Below are 24,771 nucleotides of genomic sequence, written 5' to 3' on the forward strand. Positions count from 1 at the left end.
AGTATATACTTTTGGAATTAAATATATAATTCTTTATTAAACACCTTGTTTTTGCTAGGAATAGTTGCTATACTTATAGGAAAGAGATATGTGGTCGGGAAGCATCATATCATATGGGACCATCAGGGTAGAGGAGCCTTTTACTTATGCGCAGAAAGGATTATCGTACAATCATACAATCGATTATCATAGGTGCAGTGTGTTTATTGCTCCTTATTTCTGTTGCTACAACTTACATGAGCTATTTAAACAAAAATATTACTTCTGAAATTACGACAACCTTAAAAGAAGTTTCTAATAAGAACGCGATTACCATTCGTAATAAAATGCATAGCAATCTAGAATTGTTAGATTCTTTTGCGGAGTATATCAAATATGAAAACTTGAATGATAAAAAGAACATCGTGGATAAGCTAGCAACCGTTGCAGGTAAAAATGGTTATAAACGTATGGGGATTGCAGATCTAAATGGAGATTGTTATACAACGGATGGAGTTACGTTGAATATTAGTGAGCGAGAATATTTCCAAAAGGCAATCAAGGGAGAACGAAATGTATCTGCTGTATTGAATGACTTAATTGGAGAAGATAAAGCCCTGATCAATGCCTATGCAACGCCTGTTTATCAAGATGATACCATTCGTGCTGTTATTTTTATGGTGAAGACAACAAAGGGTGTTGCGGATAATTTATTGGTGACAAGCTTTGATGGTCAAGGCTATTCAATGCTTGTAGATTCCAAAGGTACTGTCGTATTGCGAAACAATGAGGATACAAATACATATAACAATTTAGATGAATTGATGTATGATGAAGAATACCGTAAGATTGATCGTGCCCATAATGAAGGCGTTGTTTCCTATCACGATGACAACAATAAGTATTTTATGGCATATGGAGTATTAGGAATCAATGATTGGGTGGTTGTTTCTGTTGTTCCAGCGAGTGTTGTGTCTGCACAAATCATGTCTTTTACACAAATGGCAGTACTCACATGGGTAATTATTATTTTAGTATTTATGATTCTTTTATTCTATATCTATGTTTCTTGGCATCGTAACAATAAGAAAATGCAAAAAGTACTATTCAAAGATACGTTAACTGGATATGATAACTTTAATAAATTTAAAATGGATGTAGAATCCATTGTAAAACTAAAAAAAGATACCAATATTGGATCTTTAATAGAACTCGATATTGAAGATTTTAAAATGTTCAATAAAATTCACGGATATGAGATGGGGGATAACCTACTCAAGAATATTATGCGCTGTGTGAATTTGTATTGTGGTAGTAATGAGCGTTGTGCACGTATCAGTGATGATCGTTTTGTAGTGTATTGGGAAGATAATGATGAAGCGGTGATTACCAAACGTATCAATCAAATGTATTCCAATATTATTATGATATTCGAAACTGAATATGAACAGCAAGGAATTAAGTTCCAACTATGTTTTGGTGTGTACATCATGGAGAGTGGAGAAACTAATATTATGAATTGCCTAGATAAGGCAGTATACGCTAAAAACTATATCAAAAAGAATCATGAAGATCACATTTCTTTCTACAATGATGAGATGTACCAACAAGTATTAAATGAGAAGTATATGTTGGAACGTTTGGATAAAGCTATCAATGATGGAGAATTTGTTGTGTACTTACAACCAAAGGTGAATGTAAATACGTTTGAAATCGTTGCGGCAGAAGCACTGGTGCGATGGCGTGATCCAATTCGAGGATTGATACCTCCAGGGGAGTTTATTCCTTTATTCGAACGTAATGGAGCGCTTCATAAACTTGACTTTTATGTGTTCCACAAAGTGTGTAGAACACTGAAAAGATGGCAAAATGAACACAAGAGAATGATTACAATTTCGGTGAATATATCAAAGAGTTATATGTTCTCAAAAGGATTTGCGAAACGGTTGCATGAAATTATAGAGAGCAATCATTTAGCACCTGAATATTTAGAATTAGAGATTACAGAAAGCACAATGTTAGAAAACCCAAATGATTTATTAGCTATTATCGATGAATTGAAAGGGTATGGCTTTAAAATTTCAATGGATGATTTTGGTAGTGGGTATTCTTCTTTGAATATGTTAAAAGAAGTACCAATTGATGTTATCAAATTAGATCAAGTGTTCTTTCAACATACAGAGGAAACCAAGAGAAAGAGCAATATCATTGTGGCTGGTTTATGCCAGTTGATTGATATGTTACACATTGAAACGGTGGCAGAAGGAATAGAAAATCTAGAACAATTACAATTCTTGAAACGTGTGAAATGTCATGTTGCACAAGGATTTTACTTCTATCGTCCAATGCCAATTCCTGATTTAGAAGCAATCTTAAATGAACAAAAACAAGAACATACAGCATACACTGTAACGTGAGGTGAGCTGTATGTTTTTTTTATCTTTTCAAGAATGGTTAACGTATCATAGAAAAACATTACAAGAAGTAAAAGATATGGAATGTATGGAAGAGTATGTAATTCTATATTTACGTTATTGTAAGATACATCATTTGTATCCCAATTTATATGATGTTTTTATAGAACAACGTTCTTAAAATGTTTGACGAAAAAGAAAGCAATTCTTTTATTTTTTTAGCATATCTCGACAAGATAACAAAGTGGTTTTGTTTATACTAGAACTTGTTGAGGAGGGATACTATGGAAAGCTATGTAGAAGTGAGCTTTCTACATAATGCAATGACCATATTACTGTGTGTGTTGCTAGGGGAATATGCAGCTATGCAGCCTGTTTCCTTGAAACGTTGTATACCATACGCTATCATTGTGAGTGCCATTGCAGTCTTTACATGGTCAGCGTATAGTTTGGTGTGGGTGGTTGTGCTGGAGTTAATCAGCTTCTTTTTTTTCTTTCGTTATGCCTATAAAAGTTATTTATGTTCACTTGTTTTCCGTTATTTGTTTTATGGCTCTGCCTTTTTGTTTTATGGGGGAGGGTTTCATAATGGGGTATGGTTTGTACCAATAGGAACCTCCTTTCTCTTCTTGTGGGCAGTCTATGCACTGTTGTACGTGCTATTGTTTTTGAAATGGAAAGATATTTTTGCGAAATTATCCTATGTATATGAAGCAAAGTTTTTTATGAACCAGACAAAGATGGGGTTAAAATCGTATTTGGATAGTGGGAACTTATTAACCTATAAAGGAATACCAGTCATTTTTGTAGATAAGAAATACCAAGCATATTTTAAAAACGAACGCATAGAATTAATAGTAATGAACAGTGTCACTTCAACCGATGTTATGCGCTGTTATGAATGCGAGATACAGATGGCAGGATGTAAGAGGCATAAAGTATATATCAACGCAGAGCGACATTTGAAACTGCCATTCAAATGCGTAGTACTACTAAATATGAAATTGATGACGATGGGGTGAAACTATGAGAAAACTAATCAAAATATTGAAGTTTTTATTCTTTAAACAGGATGAGATTCAAGTGTACTATATTCAAGGCAATGACGTACTACCTAAACCTTTGGAAAAAGAAGAAGAGTTGGAAGCACTGATTGCGCTTGAAAATGGAGATGAAGAAGCACGTAATAAACTCATTGAACACAATTTACGTTTGGTGGTATACATTGCGAAGCGTTATGAAACCAATCCTATTTTTATGGAAGATCTTATCAGCATTGGCTCCATTGGATTGATCAAGGCGGTAAATACATTTAAACGTGACAAAAATATTAAACTTGTAACCTATGCCTCTAGGTGCATAGAGAATGAAATTCTCATGTTCTTGCGTAAAAAAAGCCGTCGTAAAGTTGAGGTCAGTTTTGATGAACCACTCAACATCGATTACGATGGGAATGAACTATTGTTGTCGGATATCCTTGGTACTGATGATGATGTCGTAACCAAAGAGTTCGAACGAGAAGAGAACAAACGAGAATTGTTAAAGGCAATGGGCACGCTAAAAGAAAGAGAACGTGTGATCTTACAAATGCGCTATGGTATCGAACATGAAGAACTTACGCAAAAGGATATCGCAAAGCGTTTAGGAATTTCACAATCCTATATTTCTCGTCTTGAAAAACGTATTATTCATAAGCTAAAAACACAAATGAAACATAATCAAAGCTACTAATATAAGAGTAGCTTTTTTTACATCTGTCAAGCCCTATTTTTCTTCCAATTACTTACAGTGCAAAGCCATTCGTATACCGTATAACGCTACCTTTTAAAGGGAAGACTCCTAGTAGTGGACAGGAGGATTGTATATGAGTCGTTATAAGGTTGAAATCAGTGGAATCAACACATCAGAGTTGGTTGTGCTTAGTAATACAGAAATGAAACAGCTTTTTTTACAGTTACAAAGTGGAGATGAAAGTGCAAAGGAAACACTTATCAAAGGGAATTTGAAACTTGTACTTTCCATTGTACAACGCTTTTCTAGTCGTTGTGAGAACATGGATGATTTATTCCAAGTTGGGTGTATCGGATTAGTGAAATCCATTGATAATTTCGATTTGAAACATGAAGTTCGCTTTTCTACGTACGCAGTACCCATGATTATGGGGGAGATTAGGCGTTATCTAAGAGATAACCAAGTGATTCGTGTTTCTCGTCACTTGAAGGATTTGGCATATAAAGCCTTTCGTTTAAAGGAAGAGTATATACATGATCATCAAGTAGAACCATCCATTGCATGGCTTGCACAACAATTGGAAGTACAAGAGAAGGATATTGTGGACGCAATGGATTCTACACAGAGTGTACTCTCTATATTTGAACCTGTGTTCAATAATGATGGAGATGAATTATACTTGTTAGACCAAATCAAAGATGATAAAAACGAAATAGAAAAGCTAGGTAATATTTTATCCTTACGTAAAAGCATGAAACATCTAAAAGATAAAGAACTGGATATCTTACATAAACGTTATTACCAAGATAAAACACAAACAGAAATAGCAAGAGAACTCGGCATATCACAAGCCCAAGTATCACGGTTAGAAAAGAATGCCATCGCACAATTAAAAAGAGAAATTGAAACATAGGCACAATTTTAATTTTCTATCATATACTAAACTAGGTGAAGAACATGAAATTTTGTGAAATAGCTGGAAAAGAAGTTATCAATGTACGTAATGGAACACTTGTGGGATTTGTAAATGACTTAGGTTTCGATGAATGTAATTACGTCATTCATGCTATTTATGTACGTCCTGCACAAAGCCTAGTGAAGAAAATATTCCCATGGTTTTTTCCTTGTGAAGAAATCGAAATACCAGTAAATGAAATCGAAAATATCAATGGAGATGTGATTCTTGTTCGCTTCCATTGAGACAGATGTACAATAGTTTTCCAAATTCTTACGAAAGTTTAAGTAAAAAAGCCCAAGAATAAGCAAAAAAACTTTTTCTATAGGCTTTTTTATGCTATCATATAGGTAAGTATAATAGGAGGTATCGCTATGAGCATCACTCAGAAATTTAAAGAATTCATTGCACCAATGGATGAAGATGACGTTTTAGAAGTAGAAGAGGAAGAAGAAACACAATCTATATCACAATATGAACAACCTCGCTCAAAAGTAAGCCATTTACCAAATGATACAAAAATGGTGTTATTTGAGCCACGTTCTTTTGATGAAGCAGAAGAAATCGCACGTCGCTTAAAAGAAAATAAAGCAGCGGTTATCAATTTACATAAACTGCAAAGAGATTACGCTCAAAGAACAATCGATTTCTTAACTGGTGTTATTTTTGCACTAGATGGTAGCATTCAAAAGATTGGACATAATGTAATTCTATGTGCACCTAGAAATGTTCCAGTTCACGGGGCAATCAATTTAGATTCCAGTGAAGAAGAATAATAAAGGCATACACTTTGAACATTATCGGGGTAATGAAGAATTCGTAAAACGTATCTATGATCTATTGGATCTTACAGAAAAACGTAAACGAACCATCATTACTCCCTTTTTTTCGCCTGATCAAAGTGCGATTGTAGAGACGATTTGTGGAAACCAAATCGCAGTACGAAAAGATGGGGGTTATGCACAAGCAGAACGTAATCGATTTGCATTTTTACCATTTGAGGAAGATGTTATATTTCCTACCGTCTTACTTCAGGCGAATTACTCATCTACCTTTTCTTCCATAGGACACCGTGATGTTTTAGGAGCCTTGATGAATCTAGGGATTGAAAGAGAAAAGATAGGAGATATCCTTGTAAGTGATCGTGATATACAAATAATTTTGGATGAGGAAATTGAAAATTATATCGTTTGTAATCTAACGAAAATCAAACGAAATCATGTGCACTTTCAAAGAAGCACAAATATTATAGAACATACGCCTACGATTTTATATTCACATAAAATCGTTTCCTCTCTTCGTTTGGATGCCATTGTTTCTGCATTGACGAATGTATCACGTGCAAAAGCACAGGAATTTATCGTTTCAGGGAGAGTGAAAGTTAATCATGTTGTACTTGAACAAACGTCTTACATGTGTAATAATAATAGTGCTATTTCCATTCGTGGATATGGGCGCTATCATTTCGCAGAAGTAATCAAGAGAACCAAGAAAGAACATTACGTGATTGATGTCGGAGTGTATGAGTGAGCGAGGGTGAAAGTATGGACAAACCTACATTTGACACTATGAAGAAAGGGTATAATCGCTATCAAGTAGATGATTATATTCAATCTATGCAGTTACAATTATCCTCCCTTCAGGAGAAAATTGAAAAGGCATATCAATTACGGGATTCTTACGAACAAGAAGCAAATGATTACAAAAAATTATATGATGGGATTTGCGAGAATCTCAATGTGAAAGAAAAAGCAGCCTTCGATATGACACGTATGGCAATGAAAGAAGCAAATCTAATCGTGGAAACAGCCCATAAGAATGCGGATGTAATTGTTCGAGAATCTTTAATGATGGCACGTGAAGTATTAAGTGAGATAGCGCGTGTTGGTAAAGAGGCAAACATTTTAAAGGGGAACATGAAAGAAGATTTAGCGAAGATTTCACAGGCACTTGATGAATTTGAGACGCCACAGATTCCAGATATGGATCTACTAAAAAAAGAAAAATAAATGCGTAGAAAAAGATACGATTAAGATGAGGAATTTATAGAGAGCAGTTGTTTGGTGAAAAACTGTAAGGATTCATTTTGATTATCACTTTGGAGCAGATCATCCCAAGTACAGTAAGATGATACGATGCACTTGTCGTTATAAGTTTGAGGGCTTCATAGGAATATGAAGAACTAAGGTGGTACCGCGTTGATTATACGTCCTTAGATAGAGGGCGTTTTTTTATGTTAGGAGGAAATGAACATGGAATATAAAGACACACTATTGATGCCAAAAACAGAATTTGAAATGAGAGGGAAACTTCCAAGCAAAGAACCAGGGTTTCAAGAACGTTGGAAACAACAAGCATTATACGAAAAGATGTTAGAAAAAAGAGAAGGTTGCGAGTCTTTTGTGCTACATGATGGGCCTCCTTATGCGAATGGGGATATCCATTTAGGACATGCTCTTAATAAGATTTTAAAGGATGTCATTGTACGTAATCGATTCATGGCAGGGTATAAGGTACCTTATATTCCAGGATGGGATACACATGGCTTACCAATTGAAACAGCAATTACAAAACTAGGACATGATCGTAAGAAAATGGAATTGGCAGACTTTCGTAAATTATGTTATGACTATGCGATGGAACAAGTAGAACGTCAAAAGAAGGGATTTTTATCTCTTGGTGTCGTTGGTGATTATGATCATCCATACATTACATTGACCAAAGACTTTGAAGCAGAACAAATTAAAATCTTTGGTAAAATGGCAATGGAAGGATTGATCTATAAAGGATTAAAACCAGTCTATTGGTCTCCATCATCAGAATCTGCACTTGCAGAAGCAGAGATCGAATACCATGATATTAAAAGTCCTACAATCTTCGTAAAGTTTGCGGTAAAAGAAGGAAATGGTATATTAGATACAGATACTTCTTTTGTAATTTGGACAACAACACCTTGGACGATTCCAGCAAACTTAGCAATCTGTTTAAACAAAGACTTTACCTATGCACTTGTAGAGAGTGAAAAAGGAAAACTTATCGTTCTAAAAGAAATGGTAGATGCTTTATGGGAGAAGTTTGGTTTAACACAGAAGGATATCGTAAAAACATTCAAAGGAAGCGAACTAGAAAAAATCGTTTGTCAACATCCTTTATATGATAGAGAATCCTTAGTGATCCTAGGGGATCACGTAACAGCGGAAGCTGGTACCGGGTGTGTGCATACAGCCCCAGGTTTTGGTGCAGATGACTTCTTCATCGGTGCCAAATATGGTTTACCAGCGTATTGTAATGTGGATGAACATGGATGCATGATGAAAGATGCTGGGGAATGGTTAGAAGGGCAATATGTAGATGATGCCAATAAAACGGTTACACAGCGTTTAGATGAACTAGGAGCTTTATTGAAACTTGAGTTTATTACGCACTCTTATCCACATGATTGGAGAACAAAGAAACCAATTATTTTCCGTGCTACAACACAGTGGTTCGCATCTATTGATAAAATTAGAGAACAATTACTAACTGAAATTGCAAATGTTGATTGGATTCCAAAATGGGGTCAACAACGTATGCATAATATGATTGCGGATCGAGGAGATTGGTGTATTTCTCGTCAACGTGCTTGGGGTGTTCCAATTCCTATTTTCTATGGGGAAGATGATACTCCGATTATGGATCAAGTTGTATTTGATCATGTCGCAAAACTATTTGAAGAACATGGTTCTAACATTTGGTTTGAAAAAGAAGCCAAAGATCTTCTTCCAGAAGGGTATACAAATGCCGCTTCACCAAATGGTGTATTCTATAAAGAAAGCGATACTATGGATGTATGGTTTGATAGTGGTTCTTCTCATACAGGTGCTATGATTGCGAACAATCTAGGATATCCAGCAGACTTGTATTTTGAAGGAAGCGATCAATATCGTGGTTGGTTTAACTCTTCTTTAATTGTAGGGACTGCAGTGCATGGACATTCTCCATACAAACAGGTATTAAGCCATGGGTTTGTCATGGATGGAAAAGGCGTGAAAATGTCTAAGAGTCAATGGAATGCGGTAGCGCCAGGAGAAATCACAAAGAAATTTGGTGCGGATATTTTACGTTTATGGGCAGCAAGTGTAGATTATCAAGCAGATTGTAGTATGAGTGATGAAATCATGAAACAGATTTCTGAGAACTACCGTAAAGTTCGTAATACATTCCGTTTCTTATTGGCAAATATTCACCCAGAAGATTTCCAAAAAGCAGATTTACAAGATGTGGAAACTCTTCCATTGTTAGATAAACATATGATTGCACTTTTGGACGATGTTAATACAAAAGTACAAAAAGCATACAAAGAATATCGTTTTGCGGATGTGACAAGTATGTTAACAACATTGATGACAAATGAATTCTCTGCGTATTACTTAGATTTTACAAAAGATATTCTATACATCGAAAAGAAAGATGATATTAGACGTCGTCAAGTACAGACAGTTATTTATCATGCGGTAAATGTATTTGTTCGTTTATGGGCACCAATTCTTACGCATACAACAGAAGAAGTGAATGATTTCTTCCATGCAGAAGAAGAAAGCATCCATTTAGGAAGCTTCCCTGAAACACAACATGTAGAAAATGGAGAAAGCATCAAAGCAGATATGGCACGTATGATGGCAATCCGTTCTGATATCTTCAAAGCATTAGAAGAAGCACGTGCAGAAAAGGTGATTGGTAAATCTTTAGAAGCGCATGTTTTAGTAAATGTAAGTGATGAAGATCGTAAACTTATTGATACATACTGTGGGAATAACTTCCATCAGTGGTTAATTGTGTCTAAGGTATCTTTCAGCGTAGATGAACTACAAGCATACGAAGTATGTCAGGCTTCTGTAGAGAAGTGTGAAGGTAGTGTATGTCCACGCTGTTGGAATATCAGCGATTCACATGCAGAAGATGGTTTATGTGAACGTTGCGCAAGCGTATTAAAATAAACAATGAGGTAAAGTCCGATGACTTTACCTTTCTTATGTGATATCATAAACAAAAAGAATAGGAGTACATGTATGGAAATCAATTCATTAACGAACGCAAAAGTAAAACAGTGGGCAAAATATAAAGAAAAAAAACATCGCGAGCAAGACCAAAAATTTCTAATCGAAGGAGAACATTTGATTGAAGAAGCACATAAAGCTGGCTTGATCGATGCGATTGTTGTGGAACAGTCCCATACTTGTAAGTATCACTTGTATGAAAGTTATGAAGTAACACCAGAAATATTGAAGAAACTAAGTGATAGCAAATCTGGTACATGGATTATGGCAGTATGTCATTATCCAACACTTTCTACAGAAGAATTAGGGAAGCATATCGTCATCCTAGATGACGTGCAGGATCCAGGTAATGTGGGAACCATTATACGCACTGCATTATCGTTTGGATATGATAGCGTTGTTTTATCAACGCACTGTGCAGATGTTTACAATGAAAAAGTAATACGTTCTACACAAGGCGCCCTTTTCCATCTTCCGGTATTACGAAAAGATATGGAAGAGGTAATACATCATCTACAAGAACAACATATTCCTATCTACGCTACAGCACTTGAAAATGGAAAACCCATGTCTTTAGTAGAAAAACCAAGTGAAATTGCATTGGTGTTTGGCAATGAGGGAAGTGGTGTCAGTAAGCGTATTTTGGACTGTGCAGATCAAAAAGTTTTCATCGAAATGGAGACATTTGAATCGTTAAATGTCGCAGTAGCGTCGGGGATTTGTATGTATCATTTCCGATAGGAAACAAGAAAAACTCAAAAAAAGTCACACAATCGTCACAAATTACTAGGAATTGCATATAACAAGCGGAATTTTTACAATTTATCGTAATTTTTTCTACACACTTTAGATGATTGTGCTATAATGGATGCATGAGAAGGTATGCAGTTTCTGCATATGAAATAAAGGAGAGAAGAGAAATGTTTAAAAATGTTAAAAACTTAAAGAAGAACAAAAAAGGTTTCACATTAATGGAAATCATCGTAGTATTAGTAATCATGGGTATCCTATTGGCTATTGCGGTACCAGCTATTCTTGGTTACGTAAGTAAAGCGAATGATCAAAAATTTATTGCGCAAGCACGTAATGGTTATGTTGGGGCACAAGGTATCCTTGCAAGAGAAAATGCAACACAACCAGCAACACGTACTGTGATCAATGGAAACAACTTGAATACTGAAATTCAAGAAGATGGAGCCATAAACTCAGCAAACTGTACTTTTACAAAATCACAAGTGAATGGCAAAAATGTTTATAATGTCAATGTGTGTGAGATTACTGTGAAGGGCGATCCTACTCGTCATGTTACATTTAATTCGGCGGATGGCACCTCTGTTGTATCTAATGGTGCAGCTACAGATGGCGCGGCTTACAACTAGTGTATTTGATGTGTCTAATTTATAAGATTTTAAGCCTCTACTAGTTAGAGGCTTTCTACTTTACATATTTGGAAAGGGGAGTTTCATGGAGAGTATTGTTGTTGTTATATATATATATTCCTTTCTGATTGGGATGTGCGTCGCAAGTTTTATTAATGTGGTAATTTGGAGAGTGCCTCAGAAATTATCGGTTGCGAAAGGTAGATCGTTTTGTCCAAGTTGTAATCATGAATTAAGATGGTTGGATTTGATTCCAGTTTTTAGTTATTTGTTTTTAAAAGGAAAATGTCGATATTGTGGAGTTAAGATTCCAATGCGTGATACATTGATTGAGTGCATTGGGGGGATATTTGCGGTTTTCTGTTTCTGGAAATATCCTTTTCAATTAGAAGCATTGTTTGTGTTTATATTGTTTGTAATATTACTAGCAATCACTATGATTGATTTTGATACAATGGAAATCCCGAATGGATTGGTGCTGGCGTTGTTTATTCCAATCATTGGGATGATGTTTGTACAAACGGATGTAAGTATCATAGACAGAATGATTGGTTTCTTTAGTGTAAGTTTACCAATGTATGTATTAACGAGATGTATACCAGATTGTTTCGGGGGAGGAGACATTAAACTGATAGCGGTATGTGGGATTTTATTAGGTTGGAAATTAACATTACTCGCAACCTTTGTGTCTTTACTGTTAGGTGGAGGGTATGCAATCAATTTATTATTGCGAAAAAAGACAGAAAAAGGCAGTTATATGGCGTTTGGACCTTACCTATCGGTAGGAATTATGGTATCATTACTATATGGAAATGAAATTATTCACTCGTATTTAATGTTTTTTGGTCTGATTTAAAAAGAGGTGAATGAATATGGCAGTATTTAAATACATAGCTAGAGACATGGAAGCAAACAAAATACAAGGCAAGCGTGAAGCGGATGACGAAAAACAGCTTGTCTCTTTGTTGCGTAGTGAAAACTTATATTTGATTAGTTTTAAAGATATAACTAATGTACAACGTAATGAGTATAAAATGAAGTTGAAGGAACTAGCAGATTATTCTAGACAGTTAGGGGCAATGCTTGGTTCAGGTGTAAGTTTGATACGTGCAATATCAATCCTTTTACAAAGGGAAGAGAATCCTAAAATTAAAAGAATTTATACAGATATTTATCGTAAACTTCAACAAGGTTTGACATTGTCTGCGGCAATGGAAGAACAAGGGAAGGCTTTTCCTGAGTTGATGATTAATATGTATCGTTCTGGAGAAGCTAGTGGGCAAATGGAAAAAGTTGCGAAGACGATGGCGATTCAATATGAAAAAGACAATCGTGTAAAAAGCAAAGTGAAAAATGCCATGGTATATCCGATTATTCTTTTATGTATGACTGTGGTTGTAATTGTTGCGGTGTTTACATTGATTATCCCTCAATTTCAAGATATTTTTGAAGGAATGGAACTACCACTTGTTACGCGATTAGTGAATGCGTTCTCGAAAGCTATGTTGGAATATTGGTATTTGTTCTTGATTGGAGTATTGATGATCATTGCTATTATTTCTTCTTTATTGAGAGTTGATAAGATTCGATATAAGTTTGATAAATTCAAACTTACATCACCTTTGTTTGGAAAGTTATTAAGAATTATATATACAGCTAGATTTGCACGTAATTTATGTTCCTTGTATACAAGTGGGATTTCAATTATAAATGCATTGCAAATTGCTAGAACAACAGTTGGTAATAAATACTTAGAATCGCAATTTGATGATACTATTACAATGGTGCGTAATGGTTCTGCATTATCACAAAGTGTTCAAAAAATTCAAGGGTTTGATTCTAAGTTAAGTACATCCATCTTTATTGGTGAAGAGAGCGGTAAATTAGAGGATATGTTAACAAGTATTGCGGATGATTTTGATTATGAATCAGAAGCTGCAACGCAAAGAATGGTTACCATTATGGAACCAGTAATGATCATTATTTTAGCAGTTATTGTATTGATGGTCATGCTTTCTGTTTTGTTACCAATTTACCAGATGTATCAAAATCCAACAGGAATCGCATAGGAGGACATTATGGCAAGTGAAAACGTAGTATATATATCGACGAATAGTATTCAGTTGATACAGGGATCATCTGATAAATCAGATATGATAAAGATCCATAACTTTCTAGAACTACCTCTGGATGAAGGAACTATGATCAATGGTGTGATTACAGATGAGGCGCAAATTTTAGAAAATTTGAAGACGTTGAAAGAACAAGGTGTGAAGCATTGTCGTATTGTTATCGACAGTGGACAAATCTTAGTAAAAAACGTTGATGTGCCCGCACTGAAAAAGAGTGAATTGACACAAGTAGTGAAAAATGAACTCTCTAATCTTGAAGAAGGATATGAGGATTTAATTTATGATTATAGTGTTCTTCGCAATGAGTATACAGAAGCAGATAAAGTAGGAGGAGAAATCCTATGTTGTGCTGTGGAACGTAAACTTATTTCAAGTTATTTGGAAGTATTCGAAAATGCTGGTATAAAAGTAGATAGTATTGATATTTCCGTGAATACATTACATAAACTAACTGAAGAATTGAGTGATTTTGAAGATAAGACGTTTATTGTATCTGTTTTGGATGCGAATAATGTTTCTTCTTATTTATTTGAGAATAACCATTATACGTTCTCTAATCGTTCTCGTATGTTTTCAGAACGTGGAACACCGGATTTTCTTACAGAAATGAATAGTAATATATCTCAATTGATTCAATTTAACAAATCGAAGAGAAGTCCATATCCAATTGAAATGGCGTTCTTTTGTGGATTAGAGAAATCTGAAGAAATTGCATTGTCTAAAATGGTAGAAGAGAATTTGGAAATTCAAGCAGGGCGTTTTCCAGATTCAAAAACTATATATGTAACGAATAGTGAGAAAAAAGAAAAATTTTATTTGAATGACTACGTTTATTGCGTTGGATGCTTAATTAGAAAGTGAGGTGTATGAGATGCTTCAAAAGAAATTGAAAACAAAAGACATTGATTTATTAAATGCGTTTAAAAAGAAAAAAGAACCATCAAAATACGCTTCCATAATGAAGTATGCAATACCTCCAGTTATATTGGCAGTTATTATAGCAGGAGTGTTTGGCTATGTGACCTTACAAAGCATTGGTATGCAAGGGGATATTGATGAGATGAATGTCAAAATCAAGCAACTTGAGAAAAAGATTGCAGAAGATCCAAATGTTGCTAAGGCAAATACATTGCAAGGAATTTATGCAAATACGGAGAAATATAAGAAATTGTACGAAGACATACAGTCTTATCCACAATTGTCTCAAGGTACATTTGATCAGTTGATTATTTCAGGAAACGGAAAAGTTACGATTACAGGGTTTCATTATACAAGAGTTTCGCAAGCTATAACCGTAACTATACAAACTGCTACAGAGAGCAACACAGAGGAATTTGTGCGTAATCTAAAAGCAAGTGGGGAATTTGCGAAAGTGACTTATGCAGGGTATGCAGCTTCTGAAAAAGCAAATGAAGGCACATCATCTTCAAGTAATAACAGTGTATCAAATATATTAGGAAATATAACAAAGAGCGAGCAAGAAACAGTGAAGGAAACCGTATATTCCGCAACTGTTGAATGTATCTTGAAGTAGGTGATATGAATGAAAAATATGACAAAGAGAGAAAAAATCCTACTGTATGTATTGGTATATATTTTGATCATTGTAGGTGGAGGCTTTCTACTATGCATGCCTGCACTTGAAAAATATAATGATTTAAAAGCAAAATATACGACGATTGAAACGCAGTGGATGTCGACAAAAGCTGGGATTATTGAGTATGAAGATTTAGATGCCAAAATAGAAGCAGCTACGAAAGATTATAATACGGCAATCGATCGTTTCTATATTGCGGATTTAACACGTACAGAAGACGTTGACCAATTGATTACTTCATTAGCAGTTAATTATTATTTGAAGCCAATGTCATTGCAGGTTTCTGAGGTAAGTGAAGAAGAAGTTGTAAACTACGAAGAGTATATACAAGAACTTGCGAAAGCACAGACCAAAGATGCACAGGCAACTACTGAAGAAAATGCAACAGAAAAAACAAAAGCGAAAGTATATAATGTAACGTTAACCGTTACTGGAACTATTTCAAATTTACAAGCAATGGTCAATGATGCAAACACAATAAAAACATTGAAAGTTTCTGAAGTAACATACTCAAGTCAGTTGTTATTATCGAACACAATGACGGTTACATTTAAAGTGTTCATGGTTTAAAATTAGGTTGGTGATGATATGAAGAAAAATCAGAAGGGATCCGCATTGTTGTGGGCGATTGTTGTAATAGGCGTTTTGTCCATTTTAATTGCGGGCAGTTTGACGATTGCGTATTCCTATTATCATCGTACATTACAAACAAATTCTAAAAGACAAGCGTATTTAACTGCTAAGGGTGTTGTGGAAGACATTGCAGAAAATATCAAAAAAGGCAATGAAGAATACTTAGCTTTATTTATGGATACATCTAAGGATGAATTTACACCAATCTTAGGTGAAGGACAACGAATACCTTTGACGGTATCTCTTCCAACAACAGCGAATGTTGGGGATATACTAGAAAGCTATATTTTGATCAATAAGACGGATAAATCAATGAAGGGATATATTACCATTGGCGTGATTGCGGAGTACGATAGTCAAAAGTATGAAGTTAGAGCGGATTTAAAATTGGGGTATATCGATGGTATTGGAGATAAATGGCAAATCATACGTTATTATCAAAATGGTGATGCGGATGAAGTCTTTAATAATGTTACACTTGGTTACAAAGTAGGGAATGACATGCGAGAATTCTATGAGTATTTCTCACAAAAAATGAGTGAAGGTATGAATCAAGAATCTGCTGTGAGAGCATTGGTTCAATATATGAAAGAAGATAAATCTTGGCAGAACGTAGATGAAACTATGAGGGCAAGACTAGAGGCTTTGAAGTATTTTGATGACAAAACCTTACGTGATTATTTGGCTAATAGAAATAATGAACATACCTATATTCCATATAATGTAGATGAAGTTACTGCGAAGGATAAGCTTATTATACCTACAGCCGTTACACTACCTGATGGAACACAATCCATCAAAAAAGTAGAAAAGAGCATTTCGAAGGATAAATTGTTGAGTAAACCTTATTATATTCAGCCAAAATACACAAATTGGTATAACCTACTGTTTGTGTTTGCGAATGAATCAGCTACTCCTAGCAATGGAGGCGTTATCAATTTAGTGTTCTATAATGGACATTGGTATTATATTAATCAAATTCGCTTAACCCCAAATGGTGCACCTATGTCATTAGCACCAACATCTTTTGATTCTTCTAATGATGCTGAAGATAAATGGAATTACTTAGTAGCAAATTTCCTTACAGAAGAAAATATGTTGCAATAGAAGGGAGATGACAATATGAAAAATAATAAAGGTATGACATTGATGGAGACTTTGATGGCGATTTTCATATTGTCAATTGCTGGGCTTATGATTATGACCGGATTTGCGAATGTAATCCGTGTTATGGGAAATGCAAATACGGTGAAGAATCAAAGCAATGCGTTATTGTCAAAAGCAGAAAAAACGGATTCTGAAACAAATAAAGAAGTAGTAACTACATCAAAAACAATGGATGGAGTTAAAATAAAGAATTTTAAAGGAAAGCAAGTATCTGCAAAATACAATGTAAGTGAACATAGCATGAAGTCCGATGGCATTATAACACTTAAGTCTATTCAAAATGCGGCAAGTTCGAAAGTGGATCCTGATGTTGTTAATAATGCAAATTCGTTTTATTTAAGGGTTACAGAACGTGCGAATGCATTTTTGAATGGTGGCTATAATACGAAAGTTGGATTGAACTTCATATTTAAAAAGGATGCAGCTATAAGTGATGGATCAGGTAGTTATTATCCAGAATTTAATGCGAAAGATGATTATATACGATATCCTATTGAAATATTACCTTTAAAAGAAAGTGCAATTCCATATTATTTGAAAGCGTATTATCCTTGGGAACACGCTATGCAAGATTCAAATGCTAAAAATGTGTTAATCTATTTGTCTAAGTATGATAAATATCATGAAGATAACGATTATTCATCAACTGAAAATGCTGTAAAAGAAGTTATTCATTTTGTTTACAACTATGAGAACTCTAGTTGGTATTATTATGAAGGTGATGATTATGTTATGACCTATGCGCCTTTATATAACCTCCGTGGATTTTCAGCGTTATCATATAAAGGAAATAGTGATTGGATGAATTGGGATACATTTAAATTGCAATTATCAGACAAATCTATTGGGTGGAAAAAACTTGATATGAATGCGGAATACAATCCAAGCAACCCAGATGATATCTGGAAGTAAGTAAGAAGAAAGAGGTGAGGTAACTATGAAAACAAATAACAAAGGATTTACACTTATTGAAATATTGGTTACTCTTGTCATTACTTCTATTGTTATGGTTGTTGCTGGTTCTATCATATTGAATAGCTTTGGATACTTTAACAAAACAGAGAGTGCTGATGTTAATAAATTTGCTGTTGATAAAATAGCTGATTTAATAAGAGATGAGTTAGCGTATGCTAGCAGTGTAGTTGTGGCGGATGAAAAACCTAAGGCTTATGGTGATTGGTATGCATTATCTTTGAATAGTGAAAAACATCTCATAAAGACTACATATGTGGGGGATGATGCTTCTGAGTTACTATTGTATACAGATGATTTTTATAATAACAATATTTTAGAACTAAAAGCACGCTGTTATAAAAATGATTATCGTATGGATTTGAGTTTTGCTTTTTTGGATAACAACAATAAAGAGATATATAAGACATCTCATACGTTAGAATTGATTAATTTGAAGAATAATGTATTTTCTTCAAATGGCGCAAGTGAGGATCAATATTCAGAGTTGTTGAATATCGTTGGCACACGTAGAATATTTTATCAAAAAGGTACAAATCCTTTTGTGAACGATACTCCAACTATTGATAGCAGTGGTACTGTTGCGGATGAAATTCATTGTAAGAATGAAGCTATCACTGCACTTGAGGATTCTGCAAGTAATAATAAGGGTGTTTGGATTGAGAATGCATGGAACAATCTTGGGAAACAATATGTTTTAGGAGATTTTGTTCAATACCCTGATAAAGATGGTGCTTGGTATCGATTAGAAGTTGCTACAGATGCGGGTAGTACTAGGCCAGATAAATCTACAAATTGGAAGAAAATTAGTAAAGATTATAGTGAAGCTTCCTATTATGATTACAAAGATATTATCGTATATGCCGGTAAATACTATCAAATGATTCGTACGGATGGAGGTGCTTCTGATGTGCTTCCAAATAATCCAGCTGCTTATGCGGTTTGGAAAGGTCCAAAGGATTCTGCAAAAGACTTCATTGATTTAAATGATAAGGAAACATTCCCAGACTATTATAATGGTTGTAATTTAGAAAAGTATCAGGATACAGTAAATAATAAGGATGATGACCCAAATCTTGTGATAGAGGAGTATAAGGGAAATGGTCATGGTTCAATGAATGAATTTGTTAAGTACAATGGTGCTGTATGGATGACAGTGCAAAATGGAGATGGGAATATTGCTCCAGGTGAGAAAAATAAAAAAGGGGAATATGATTGGCAAAAGATTCAACTGAATTGGGATGAAACAAGTGGATATTTAAAGGGGGATATTATTCGCTATGATGGAAAGTTTTATTTGGCTAAAAAAGATGATTTCGTAGGGACTGAACCTACAGATAAATCTATATGGGTAGAAGTGAAATATGAAGGCAATGGAAATTGGACACAGGCGTAGAGGAGTGATTGTATGAAAAATATACCAATAGGTGAAGTGTTAAAAGAGTATGGTTATATCAATGAAGATCAATTGCAATCTGCATTGGAAGCACAGCGTAATGATCGCTCTAAGCGTTTGGGACAACATTTGATTGATTTGGGTTTTATTTCTGAGCAACAAATGTTGAAGGCATTGTCTGATAAATTGAATGAGCCAGTAGTAGATTTAGATGATGTGAAAATTGAAGTAGATGCTGTCGCAAAAATACCAAAAGCATTAGCAGAAAAATATAACTTGATTGCGATTAGTGAAAATAATGGTCGTTTGACGATTGTAACGAGTGATCCTTTGAATTTCTATGGAATTGAAGATGTTCGTTTAGTTACGGGTATGAGTATTTCTGTTTGTCTTTGTGAGAAAGCAAAAATATTAAGTGCCATTGATTATTATTATTCTGAAATCAATGCGAAAGAAGTTGCGAATAAAGCAAGTGAAGATTTTGTATCCTTTGAATTTGATGAAAGTGAATTGTTTGATTCTGAAACAGATGATACACCAGTTGTAAAATTATTCAATTCCTTGATTCTTCGCGGATATAAAGCAAATGCAAGTGATATCCATGTGGAGCCATATGAAGATAAAACAATGGTACGTATGAGAATCGATGGAATGATTGTTGATTATGTACAGCTTGCGAAAACATTGCATCAATCTTTGATTGTCCGTATTAAGATTATGAGTAATATGGATATCGCGGAAAAACGTATTCCTCAAGATGGACATTTTATGGTTACTATTGAAAACATTAAAATGAATTTACGTGTGTCTGTAATTCCAACAGTATATGGTGAAAAAGCGGTACTTCGTTTCTTGAATAGTAATACACCTATTCGTAATGATAGTCAATATGGTATGAACGTTGAAAACTTTGTGAAGATGCGTAAGATGATGGAAATGCCTCATGGTATTATCTATATTACGGGTCCTACAGGAAGTGGTAAGACAACTACGTTGTATATGATATTGGAAGCATTAGCAAAGAAACAGGTGAATATTTCAACGATTGAAGATCCAGTAGAGAAGAATATAGAACGAGTGAATCAAATGCAGATTAATAATATGGCGGGTCTTAATTTTGAAACGGGATTACGTGCGTTATTGCGACAAGATCCAGATGTTATCCTAGTAGGGGAAACGCGTGATGGTGAAACGGCTTCTATTTCTGTACGTGCAGCAATTACAGGACATTTAGTTCTTAGTTCTTTACATACGAATGATGCGATTTCCGCAATCGTTCGTTTAGAGGATATGGGTGTAGAACCATTTATGGTTGCGAACTCTATGATTGGTTCTGTTTCTCAACGTTTGGTAAGAACCATTTGCCCTCACTGTAAAACAAAGATCAAAGCTACGGATATTGAAAAAGATGAACTTGGTGAAGATATTGAATTTATTTATCATGGAGCTGGTTGTAATCATTGTAATAATACTGGATACAAAGGTAGAACAGCTGTTCATGAAGTTATTTTGATTGATAAGACGTTACGTAGATTAATTAGTAGTCATGCGGAAGTTAATGATATGTATGCATATGTTAAAAAGGAGCAAAACCTTGTAACATTAAAAGAAGCGACAATTCAACTCGTTAAAGAAGGTATGACAACGATGGAAGAATTGTATAAGATTTCAGCTTATACAGATTAAGGAGCTAGCAAATATGAATGCATTATTAGAAGAAATGATTGCGTATTCTAGAGATCATAAGTGTAGTGACTTACATTTGAATGTGGGTGGTAGTGCCATGATTCGAATGAATGGAAAATTAGTAGATTATCCAAGAACAATTAGTGATCAAGAAATGAACGATATGATTCATTCTATGATCAATGAACATGAAGAAGAATTGTTGAAGCATGGGAAGGATTTAGACTTTACCTATGTGGATAGTAGAAATGAACGCCAACGTGTGAATGTGTATCGTCAACAAGGGAAACTTTGTGCGGCTTTACGTATCATTAACAATCATATATGGTCATTAGAAGAATTGGGTTTACCGAGTGTGTTAAAAGATTTAGCAATGGAACCTCGTGGGCTTGTACTTGTGACTGGTCCTACAGGAAGTGGTAAATCCACAACACTAGCGGCTGTTATGCAATATATTAACGAGAGAAAAGATTGTCATATCTTAACGATTGAAGATCCTGTAGAGTACTTATATGAACGTAAGCGTGCGCTAATTCATCAACGTGAAATAGGTCGTGATGTAGAATCATTTGATATGGCACTTCGTTCTGCAATGCGTGAAGACCCAGATGTTATTTTAGTTGGAGAGATGCGTGACTACGAAACAATCGCTTCTGTTATCACACTTGCGGAAACAGGACACCTTGTGTTTAGTACCTTACATACTATTGGGGCAGCTAAGACAATCGATCGTATCATTGACGTTTTCCCAGCGGAAAAACAATCCCAAATACGTATGCAACTTTCAGGTATTTTAAAAGCAGTTATTACACAACAATTGTTACCATTAAGTGATGGAAGTGGACGCGTAGCGGCTCTTGAAATTATGACGGGTACAGATGCTGTAGGGGCAATGATTCGTGAAAGCAAAGTGCATCAGATCAATTCCTTGATACAAACAGGGGTGAAAACAGGAATGCAATCTTTGAATTACGATTTAGCAAGACTTGTTCGTACGGGAAAAGTGAGTAGAGAAGTAGCTGAAAAATATAGTGATGATCCAAACGAATTACATCAATATTTAATGGGATAAATCATATTCGAAAAAAACAGGAAATTTTCCTGTTTTTTTGAAACATTCTTATAGAATCTAGGGTATAACATACGAAAGGGGGTAATTATGGAAGCTTTAAGTGCACAAGAAGCGGAGAAGTTAATTGAACAATATGGACATAGTGTGTATCGTTTTGCCCTTTCACTTACCAAACACAAAGATGTGGCAGATGATGTGTTTCAAGAAGTCTTTTTACGCTATCTAAAGAAACAACCAGTATTTGAAAATGAAGAGCATGCCAAAGCATGGTTTTTCGTCGTGACTAGAAATTGTTGTAAGAATCATTTTATGTCTGCTTTTGTTCGTCATAGTGCTCCCTTGATTGAAGATATTCCAATGTTAAAAGAAGAGGAATATGGACTATATGAAGTAGTTTTAAAACTTCCTTTGAAATATAGACAAGTTATCCATTTATACTACTATGAAGGGTATAGCTCTCAAGAAATTGCGTCTATCCTTCATTTGCCAGATGCGACGATACGTACACAGCTAAAAAGAGCACGTAATCTATTAAAGAAACAACTGGAAGGATGTGAAGAATTTGAAAACCTATAAGCAAATTAATGAGGAATTAGAAATACCTGAAGAGCTTATTCTAAAGACAGTACAAGCAATGAGTACAAAGCAAACAACCACAAGAAGAATTGGGATGCGTTATGCGACAGCTTGTGTGATGCTATGTTTATGTGTTGGAATAGGAGTATTGTATAGCTTTTACAAGCCTAATGAAAGTATCCCTGTAGTTGAAGAAAAAAGTCCTGTTGTGGAGGCGCCTTTCAATCTAAATGCGTATGTAAAAGAGGAGACGTTTAGTATAGAAGAAGTTGCTAAGACCTCAGGAGATATTTCAGGAATTGTAGAACCAATGAATGAAGAAGTTCGAAATCAGATGGTACAGATTGCGCCTACCCTAGAACAATTGCATATTCCAACAGGGTTCACTTCGAATATAAACTATATGCAATATTGGAATGATGAAAAAACCATTGGTCCTTATGCCAATCTTACCTATCACTTTGAAAAAGGAACACAGGAAGCAATCGACGTATTTTATCAGGATGAACGTATGCCAAGGTGCATTCCATATGATATTGAGAACGATGACAGTGTTGAACAATACAAGGGTTATAAACTTACAATCAATAAGCGTTATGAGGAAGAGAGTGGAAATACGTTGTATTGGGTGCATGCATATCGCAAGGGTTATATCATACAAATGAACGCTAGGATACAAAATGAAGAGGAATTTTCAAAGTTCTTAGAAAGCTTTCTAATTTAACCTTGTAATTTATGTGAAAATTGGCTATAATAAGCTAGAAAACGATGATAAGGATTAGTAATAAAGCAACTCATCTTAGGGAGAGAAGATCATGGACTGAAAGTCTTCTTGAAGGATAGCTTTATGAATTCACCTAGGAGTGAGATTAAACATCTCCCGTATCCATGACGGTTATCATGATAAACAAGGTGTGTCGCAAGATGAAACAGGATGGTACCGCGCTATAGTAAGCGTTCCTGTAGTCTTACGACTTTTTTATTGGAAAGGAAGTTGAATTATGGATGTTTTAACGACGTTAAAAGAAGAAGGTTTAAGCAAGATTGCATCTTGTAAAGATGTAAATGAATTACAACAGCTTCGTGTATTGTACCTTGGTAAGAAAGGTCCTATTCAGGAAGTTATGAAGTCTATGAAGGATTTGAGTGCGCAAGAGCGTCCTGCATTTGGACAGATGGTCAATGATGTAAAGACATTGATAGGAAGTGCAATTGAAGAACGTAAGGCGATTTTAGAAGTGGAAGAGATGAATCAACGTATTGAAAATGAAAAGATTGATATTACGTTGGATGGACAAAAACCTACACTAGGAAATATGCATCCTCTTATGTTGATTCAACAGGAAATGGAAGATTTGTTTGTTGGGTTAGGTTATACAGTGGAAGAGGGTCCTGAAGTGGAATTTGATTTGTATAATTTTGAACGTGCAAATATTCCAAAGGATCATCCTGCTAGAGATATGCAAGATACGTTCTATATCAATGCAGAGGAACTATTACGTACGCATACAACGGCCATACAGACGCGTCAGTTGGAAGTTTTTGCGAAAGATGAAGTTCTACCTATAAAAGTCATTTGTCCTGGTAAGGTGTATCGTAGGGACGATGATGATGCGACACATTCTCATCAGTTTATGCAATGTGAGGGACTTGTTGTTGGAGAGGGTATCAAATTATCAGATTTGAAGGGAACTTTATTGTTCTTGGCACAATCAATGTTTGGAGAAAGCAGAACCATTCGTTTCCGTCCAAGTTATTTCCAATTTACAGAACCAAGTGTTGAAGTAGATGTTAGTTGCCATATTTGTGGTGGTAAAGGATGTAATGTTTGTAAAGGAACTGGTTGGATTGAAATTCTAGGTGCAGGTATGGTGCATCCAAATGTACTTTCTATGGCTGGATATGATCCTGAAAAGGTAAGTGGTTTTGCATTTGGTATTGGTATTGAACGTGTTGCGATGTTGAAGTATGGAATTAGTGATATTCGTAATTTCTATACAAACGATATTCGTTTCTTGAAGACGTTCTCTCGTTTCGAGTAGGAGG

25 protein-coding genes and 1 other annotated feature are annotated in these 24,771 nt (G+C 35.0%); all 25 genes read left to right on the forward strand.

Features of this window, described 5'->3' with window-relative positions; genetic code table 11:
* Positions 1 to 146 precede the first annotated feature (146 nt).
* The 25 genes from ACWG42_RS06465 (at position 147) to pheS (ending at position 24,767) form a co-directional block, all read left to right on the forward strand.
* Positions 147 to 2,396 (forward strand): bifunctional diguanylate cyclase/phosphodiesterase, encoded by a 2,250-nt coding sequence (locus ACWG42_RS06465; RefSeq protein WP_455790978.1) that lies wholly within the window; start codon positions 147 to 149, stop codon positions 2,394 to 2,396.
* Between the two features lie 10 nt (positions 2,397 to 2,406).
* On the forward strand, positions 2,407 to 2,574 hold the full coding sequence (locus tag ACWG42_RS06470) for a hypothetical protein (RefSeq protein ID WP_455790980.1): 168 nt from the start codon (positions 2,407 to 2,409) through the stop codon (positions 2,572 to 2,574).
* A gap of 103 nt (positions 2,575 to 2,677) precedes the next feature.
* A complete protein-coding gene (locus ACWG42_RS06475; protein WP_455790982.1) occupies positions 2,678 to 3,415 on the forward strand; it encodes a sigma-E processing peptidase SpoIIGA in 738 nt (245 codons plus the stop codon).
* A 4-nt stretch (positions 3,416 to 3,419) separates the two neighbouring features.
* Positions 3,420 to 4,124, forward strand: coding sequence for an RNA polymerase sporulation sigma factor SigK (gene sigK / locus ACWG42_RS06480; protein ID WP_455790984.1), 705 nt, complete (start codon positions 3,420 to 3,422; stop codon positions 4,122 to 4,124).
* A 133-nt stretch (positions 4,125 to 4,257) separates the two neighbouring features.
* Positions 4,258 to 5,037, forward strand: coding sequence for a SigB/SigF/SigG family RNA polymerase sigma factor (locus tag ACWG42_RS06485; protein WP_455790985.1), 780 nt, complete (start codon positions 4,258 to 4,260; stop codon positions 5,035 to 5,037).
* A 44-nt stretch (positions 5,038 to 5,081) separates the two neighbouring features.
* Positions 5,082 to 5,324 carry a PRC-barrel domain-containing protein gene (locus ACWG42_RS06490; RefSeq protein ID WP_455790987.1) on the forward strand — a complete coding sequence of 81 codons (243 nt, stop codon included), beginning with the start codon at positions 5,082 to 5,084 and terminating at the stop codon, positions 5,322 to 5,324.
* A 129-nt stretch (positions 5,325 to 5,453) separates the two neighbouring features.
* Positions 5,454 to 5,855 carry a cell division protein SepF gene (locus ACWG42_RS06495; RefSeq protein ID WP_455790989.1) on the forward strand — a complete coding sequence of 134 codons (402 nt, stop codon included), beginning with the start codon at positions 5,454 to 5,456 and terminating at the stop codon, positions 5,853 to 5,855.
* Positions 5,842 to 6,609, forward strand: coding sequence for a YlmH family RNA-binding protein (locus tag ACWG42_RS06500; protein ID WP_455790991.1), 768 nt, complete (start codon positions 5,842 to 5,844; stop codon positions 6,607 to 6,609). Before ACWG42_RS06495 ends, ACWG42_RS06500 begins: the two co-directional genes overlap by 14 nt.
* Before the next feature lie 14 nt (positions 6,610 to 6,623).
* The gene (locus ACWG42_RS06505; RefSeq protein ID WP_455790993.1) at positions 6,624 to 7,088 is read left to right on the forward strand and encodes a DivIVA domain-containing protein; all 465 of its coding nucleotides are present in this window, start codon (positions 6,624 to 6,626) and stop codon (positions 7,086 to 7,088) included.
* Positions 7,085 to 7,296 (forward strand) — a binding site (T-box leader). Its footprint overlaps the gene before it by 4 nt.
* 35 nt (positions 7,297 to 7,331) lie before the next feature.
* Positions 7,332 to 10,055, forward strand: a complete 2,724-nt coding sequence (gene ileS / locus ACWG42_RS06510) for an isoleucine--tRNA ligase (RefSeq protein ID WP_455790995.1) — start codon at positions 7,332 to 7,334, stop codon at positions 10,053 to 10,055.
* Between the two features lie 72 nt (positions 10,056 to 10,127).
* Positions 10,128 to 10,856 carry a TrmH family RNA methyltransferase gene (locus ACWG42_RS06515; RefSeq protein ID WP_455790997.1) on the forward strand — a complete coding sequence of 243 codons (729 nt, stop codon included), beginning with the start codon at positions 10,128 to 10,130 and terminating at the stop codon, positions 10,854 to 10,856.
* 179 nt (positions 10,857 to 11,035) lie between these two features.
* Positions 11,036 to 11,494 carry a type II secretion system protein gene (locus ACWG42_RS06520; protein WP_455790999.1) on the forward strand — a complete coding sequence of 153 codons (459 nt, stop codon included), beginning with the start codon at positions 11,036 to 11,038 and terminating at the stop codon, positions 11,492 to 11,494.
* A gap of 85 nt (positions 11,495 to 11,579) precedes the next feature.
* The gene (locus tag ACWG42_RS06525) at positions 11,580 to 12,350 is read left to right on the forward strand and encodes a prepilin peptidase (protein WP_455791000.1); all 771 of its coding nucleotides are present in this window, start codon (positions 11,580 to 11,582) and stop codon (positions 12,348 to 12,350) included.
* Positions 12,351 to 12,366: 16 nt separating this feature from the next.
* Positions 12,367 to 13,563 carry a type II secretion system F family protein gene (locus ACWG42_RS06530; protein ID WP_455791002.1) on the forward strand — a complete coding sequence of 399 codons (1,197 nt, stop codon included), beginning with the start codon at positions 12,367 to 12,369 and terminating at the stop codon, positions 13,561 to 13,563.
* 9 nt (positions 13,564 to 13,572) lie between these two features.
* On the forward strand, positions 13,573 to 14,487 hold the full coding sequence (gene pilM, locus ACWG42_RS06535; protein ID WP_455791004.1) for a type IV pilus biogenesis protein PilM: 915 nt from the start codon (positions 13,573 to 13,575) through the stop codon (positions 14,485 to 14,487).
* A 10-nt stretch (positions 14,488 to 14,497) separates the two neighbouring features.
* The gene (locus tag ACWG42_RS06540; RefSeq protein WP_455791006.1) at positions 14,498 to 15,160 is read left to right on the forward strand and encodes a hypothetical protein; all 663 of its coding nucleotides are present in this window, start codon (positions 14,498 to 14,500) and stop codon (positions 15,158 to 15,160) included.
* Between the two features lie 18 nt (positions 15,161 to 15,178).
* Positions 15,179 to 15,793: a hypothetical protein gene (locus ACWG42_RS06545; protein ID WP_455791008.1), complete on the forward strand. Its 615-nt coding sequence runs from the start codon at positions 15,179 to 15,181 to the stop codon at positions 15,791 to 15,793.
* A gap of 18 nt (positions 15,794 to 15,811) precedes the next feature.
* Positions 15,812 to 16,963, forward strand: coding sequence for a hypothetical protein (locus ACWG42_RS06550; protein WP_455791009.1), 1,152 nt, complete (start codon positions 15,812 to 15,814; stop codon positions 16,961 to 16,963).
* A 15-nt stretch (positions 16,964 to 16,978) separates the two neighbouring features.
* Positions 16,979 to 17,935 (forward strand): pilus assembly FimT family protein, encoded by a 957-nt coding sequence (locus tag ACWG42_RS06555; protein WP_455791011.1) that lies wholly within the window; start codon positions 16,979 to 16,981, stop codon positions 17,933 to 17,935.
* 25 nt (positions 17,936 to 17,960) lie between these two features.
* A complete protein-coding gene (locus ACWG42_RS06560; RefSeq protein ID WP_455791013.1) occupies positions 17,961 to 19,391 on the forward strand; it encodes a PilW family protein in 1,431 nt (476 codons plus the stop codon).
* A gap of 12 nt (positions 19,392 to 19,403) precedes the next feature.
* Positions 19,404 to 21,077 (forward strand): GspE/PulE family protein, encoded by a 1,674-nt coding sequence (locus ACWG42_RS06565; protein ID WP_455791014.1) that lies wholly within the window; start codon positions 19,404 to 19,406, stop codon positions 21,075 to 21,077.
* A gap of 13 nt (positions 21,078 to 21,090) precedes the next feature.
* The gene (locus tag ACWG42_RS06570; protein ID WP_455791015.1) at positions 21,091 to 22,149 is read left to right on the forward strand and encodes a type IV pilus twitching motility protein PilT; all 1,059 of its coding nucleotides are present in this window, start codon (positions 21,091 to 21,093) and stop codon (positions 22,147 to 22,149) included.
* A gap of 87 nt (positions 22,150 to 22,236) precedes the next feature.
* Complete coding sequence (locus ACWG42_RS06575; protein ID WP_455791017.1) at positions 22,237 to 22,725, forward strand: RNA polymerase sigma factor; 489 nt, start codon at positions 22,237 to 22,239, stop codon at positions 22,723 to 22,725.
* Entirely contained in the window at positions 22,712 to 23,449 is a 738-nt protein-coding gene (locus ACWG42_RS06580; RefSeq protein ID WP_455791018.1) for a hypothetical protein, read from the forward strand. Before ACWG42_RS06575 ends, ACWG42_RS06580 begins: the two co-directional genes overlap by 14 nt.
* Before the next feature lie 277 nt (positions 23,450 to 23,726).
* Positions 23,727 to 24,767 (forward strand): phenylalanine--tRNA ligase subunit alpha, encoded by a 1,041-nt coding sequence (gene pheS, locus ACWG42_RS06585; protein WP_455791019.1) that lies wholly within the window; start codon positions 23,727 to 23,729, stop codon positions 24,765 to 24,767.
* Positions 24,768 to 24,771: the final 4 nt, after the last annotated feature.

This window comes from Amedibacillus sp. YH-ame10 (assembly GCF_053848885.1).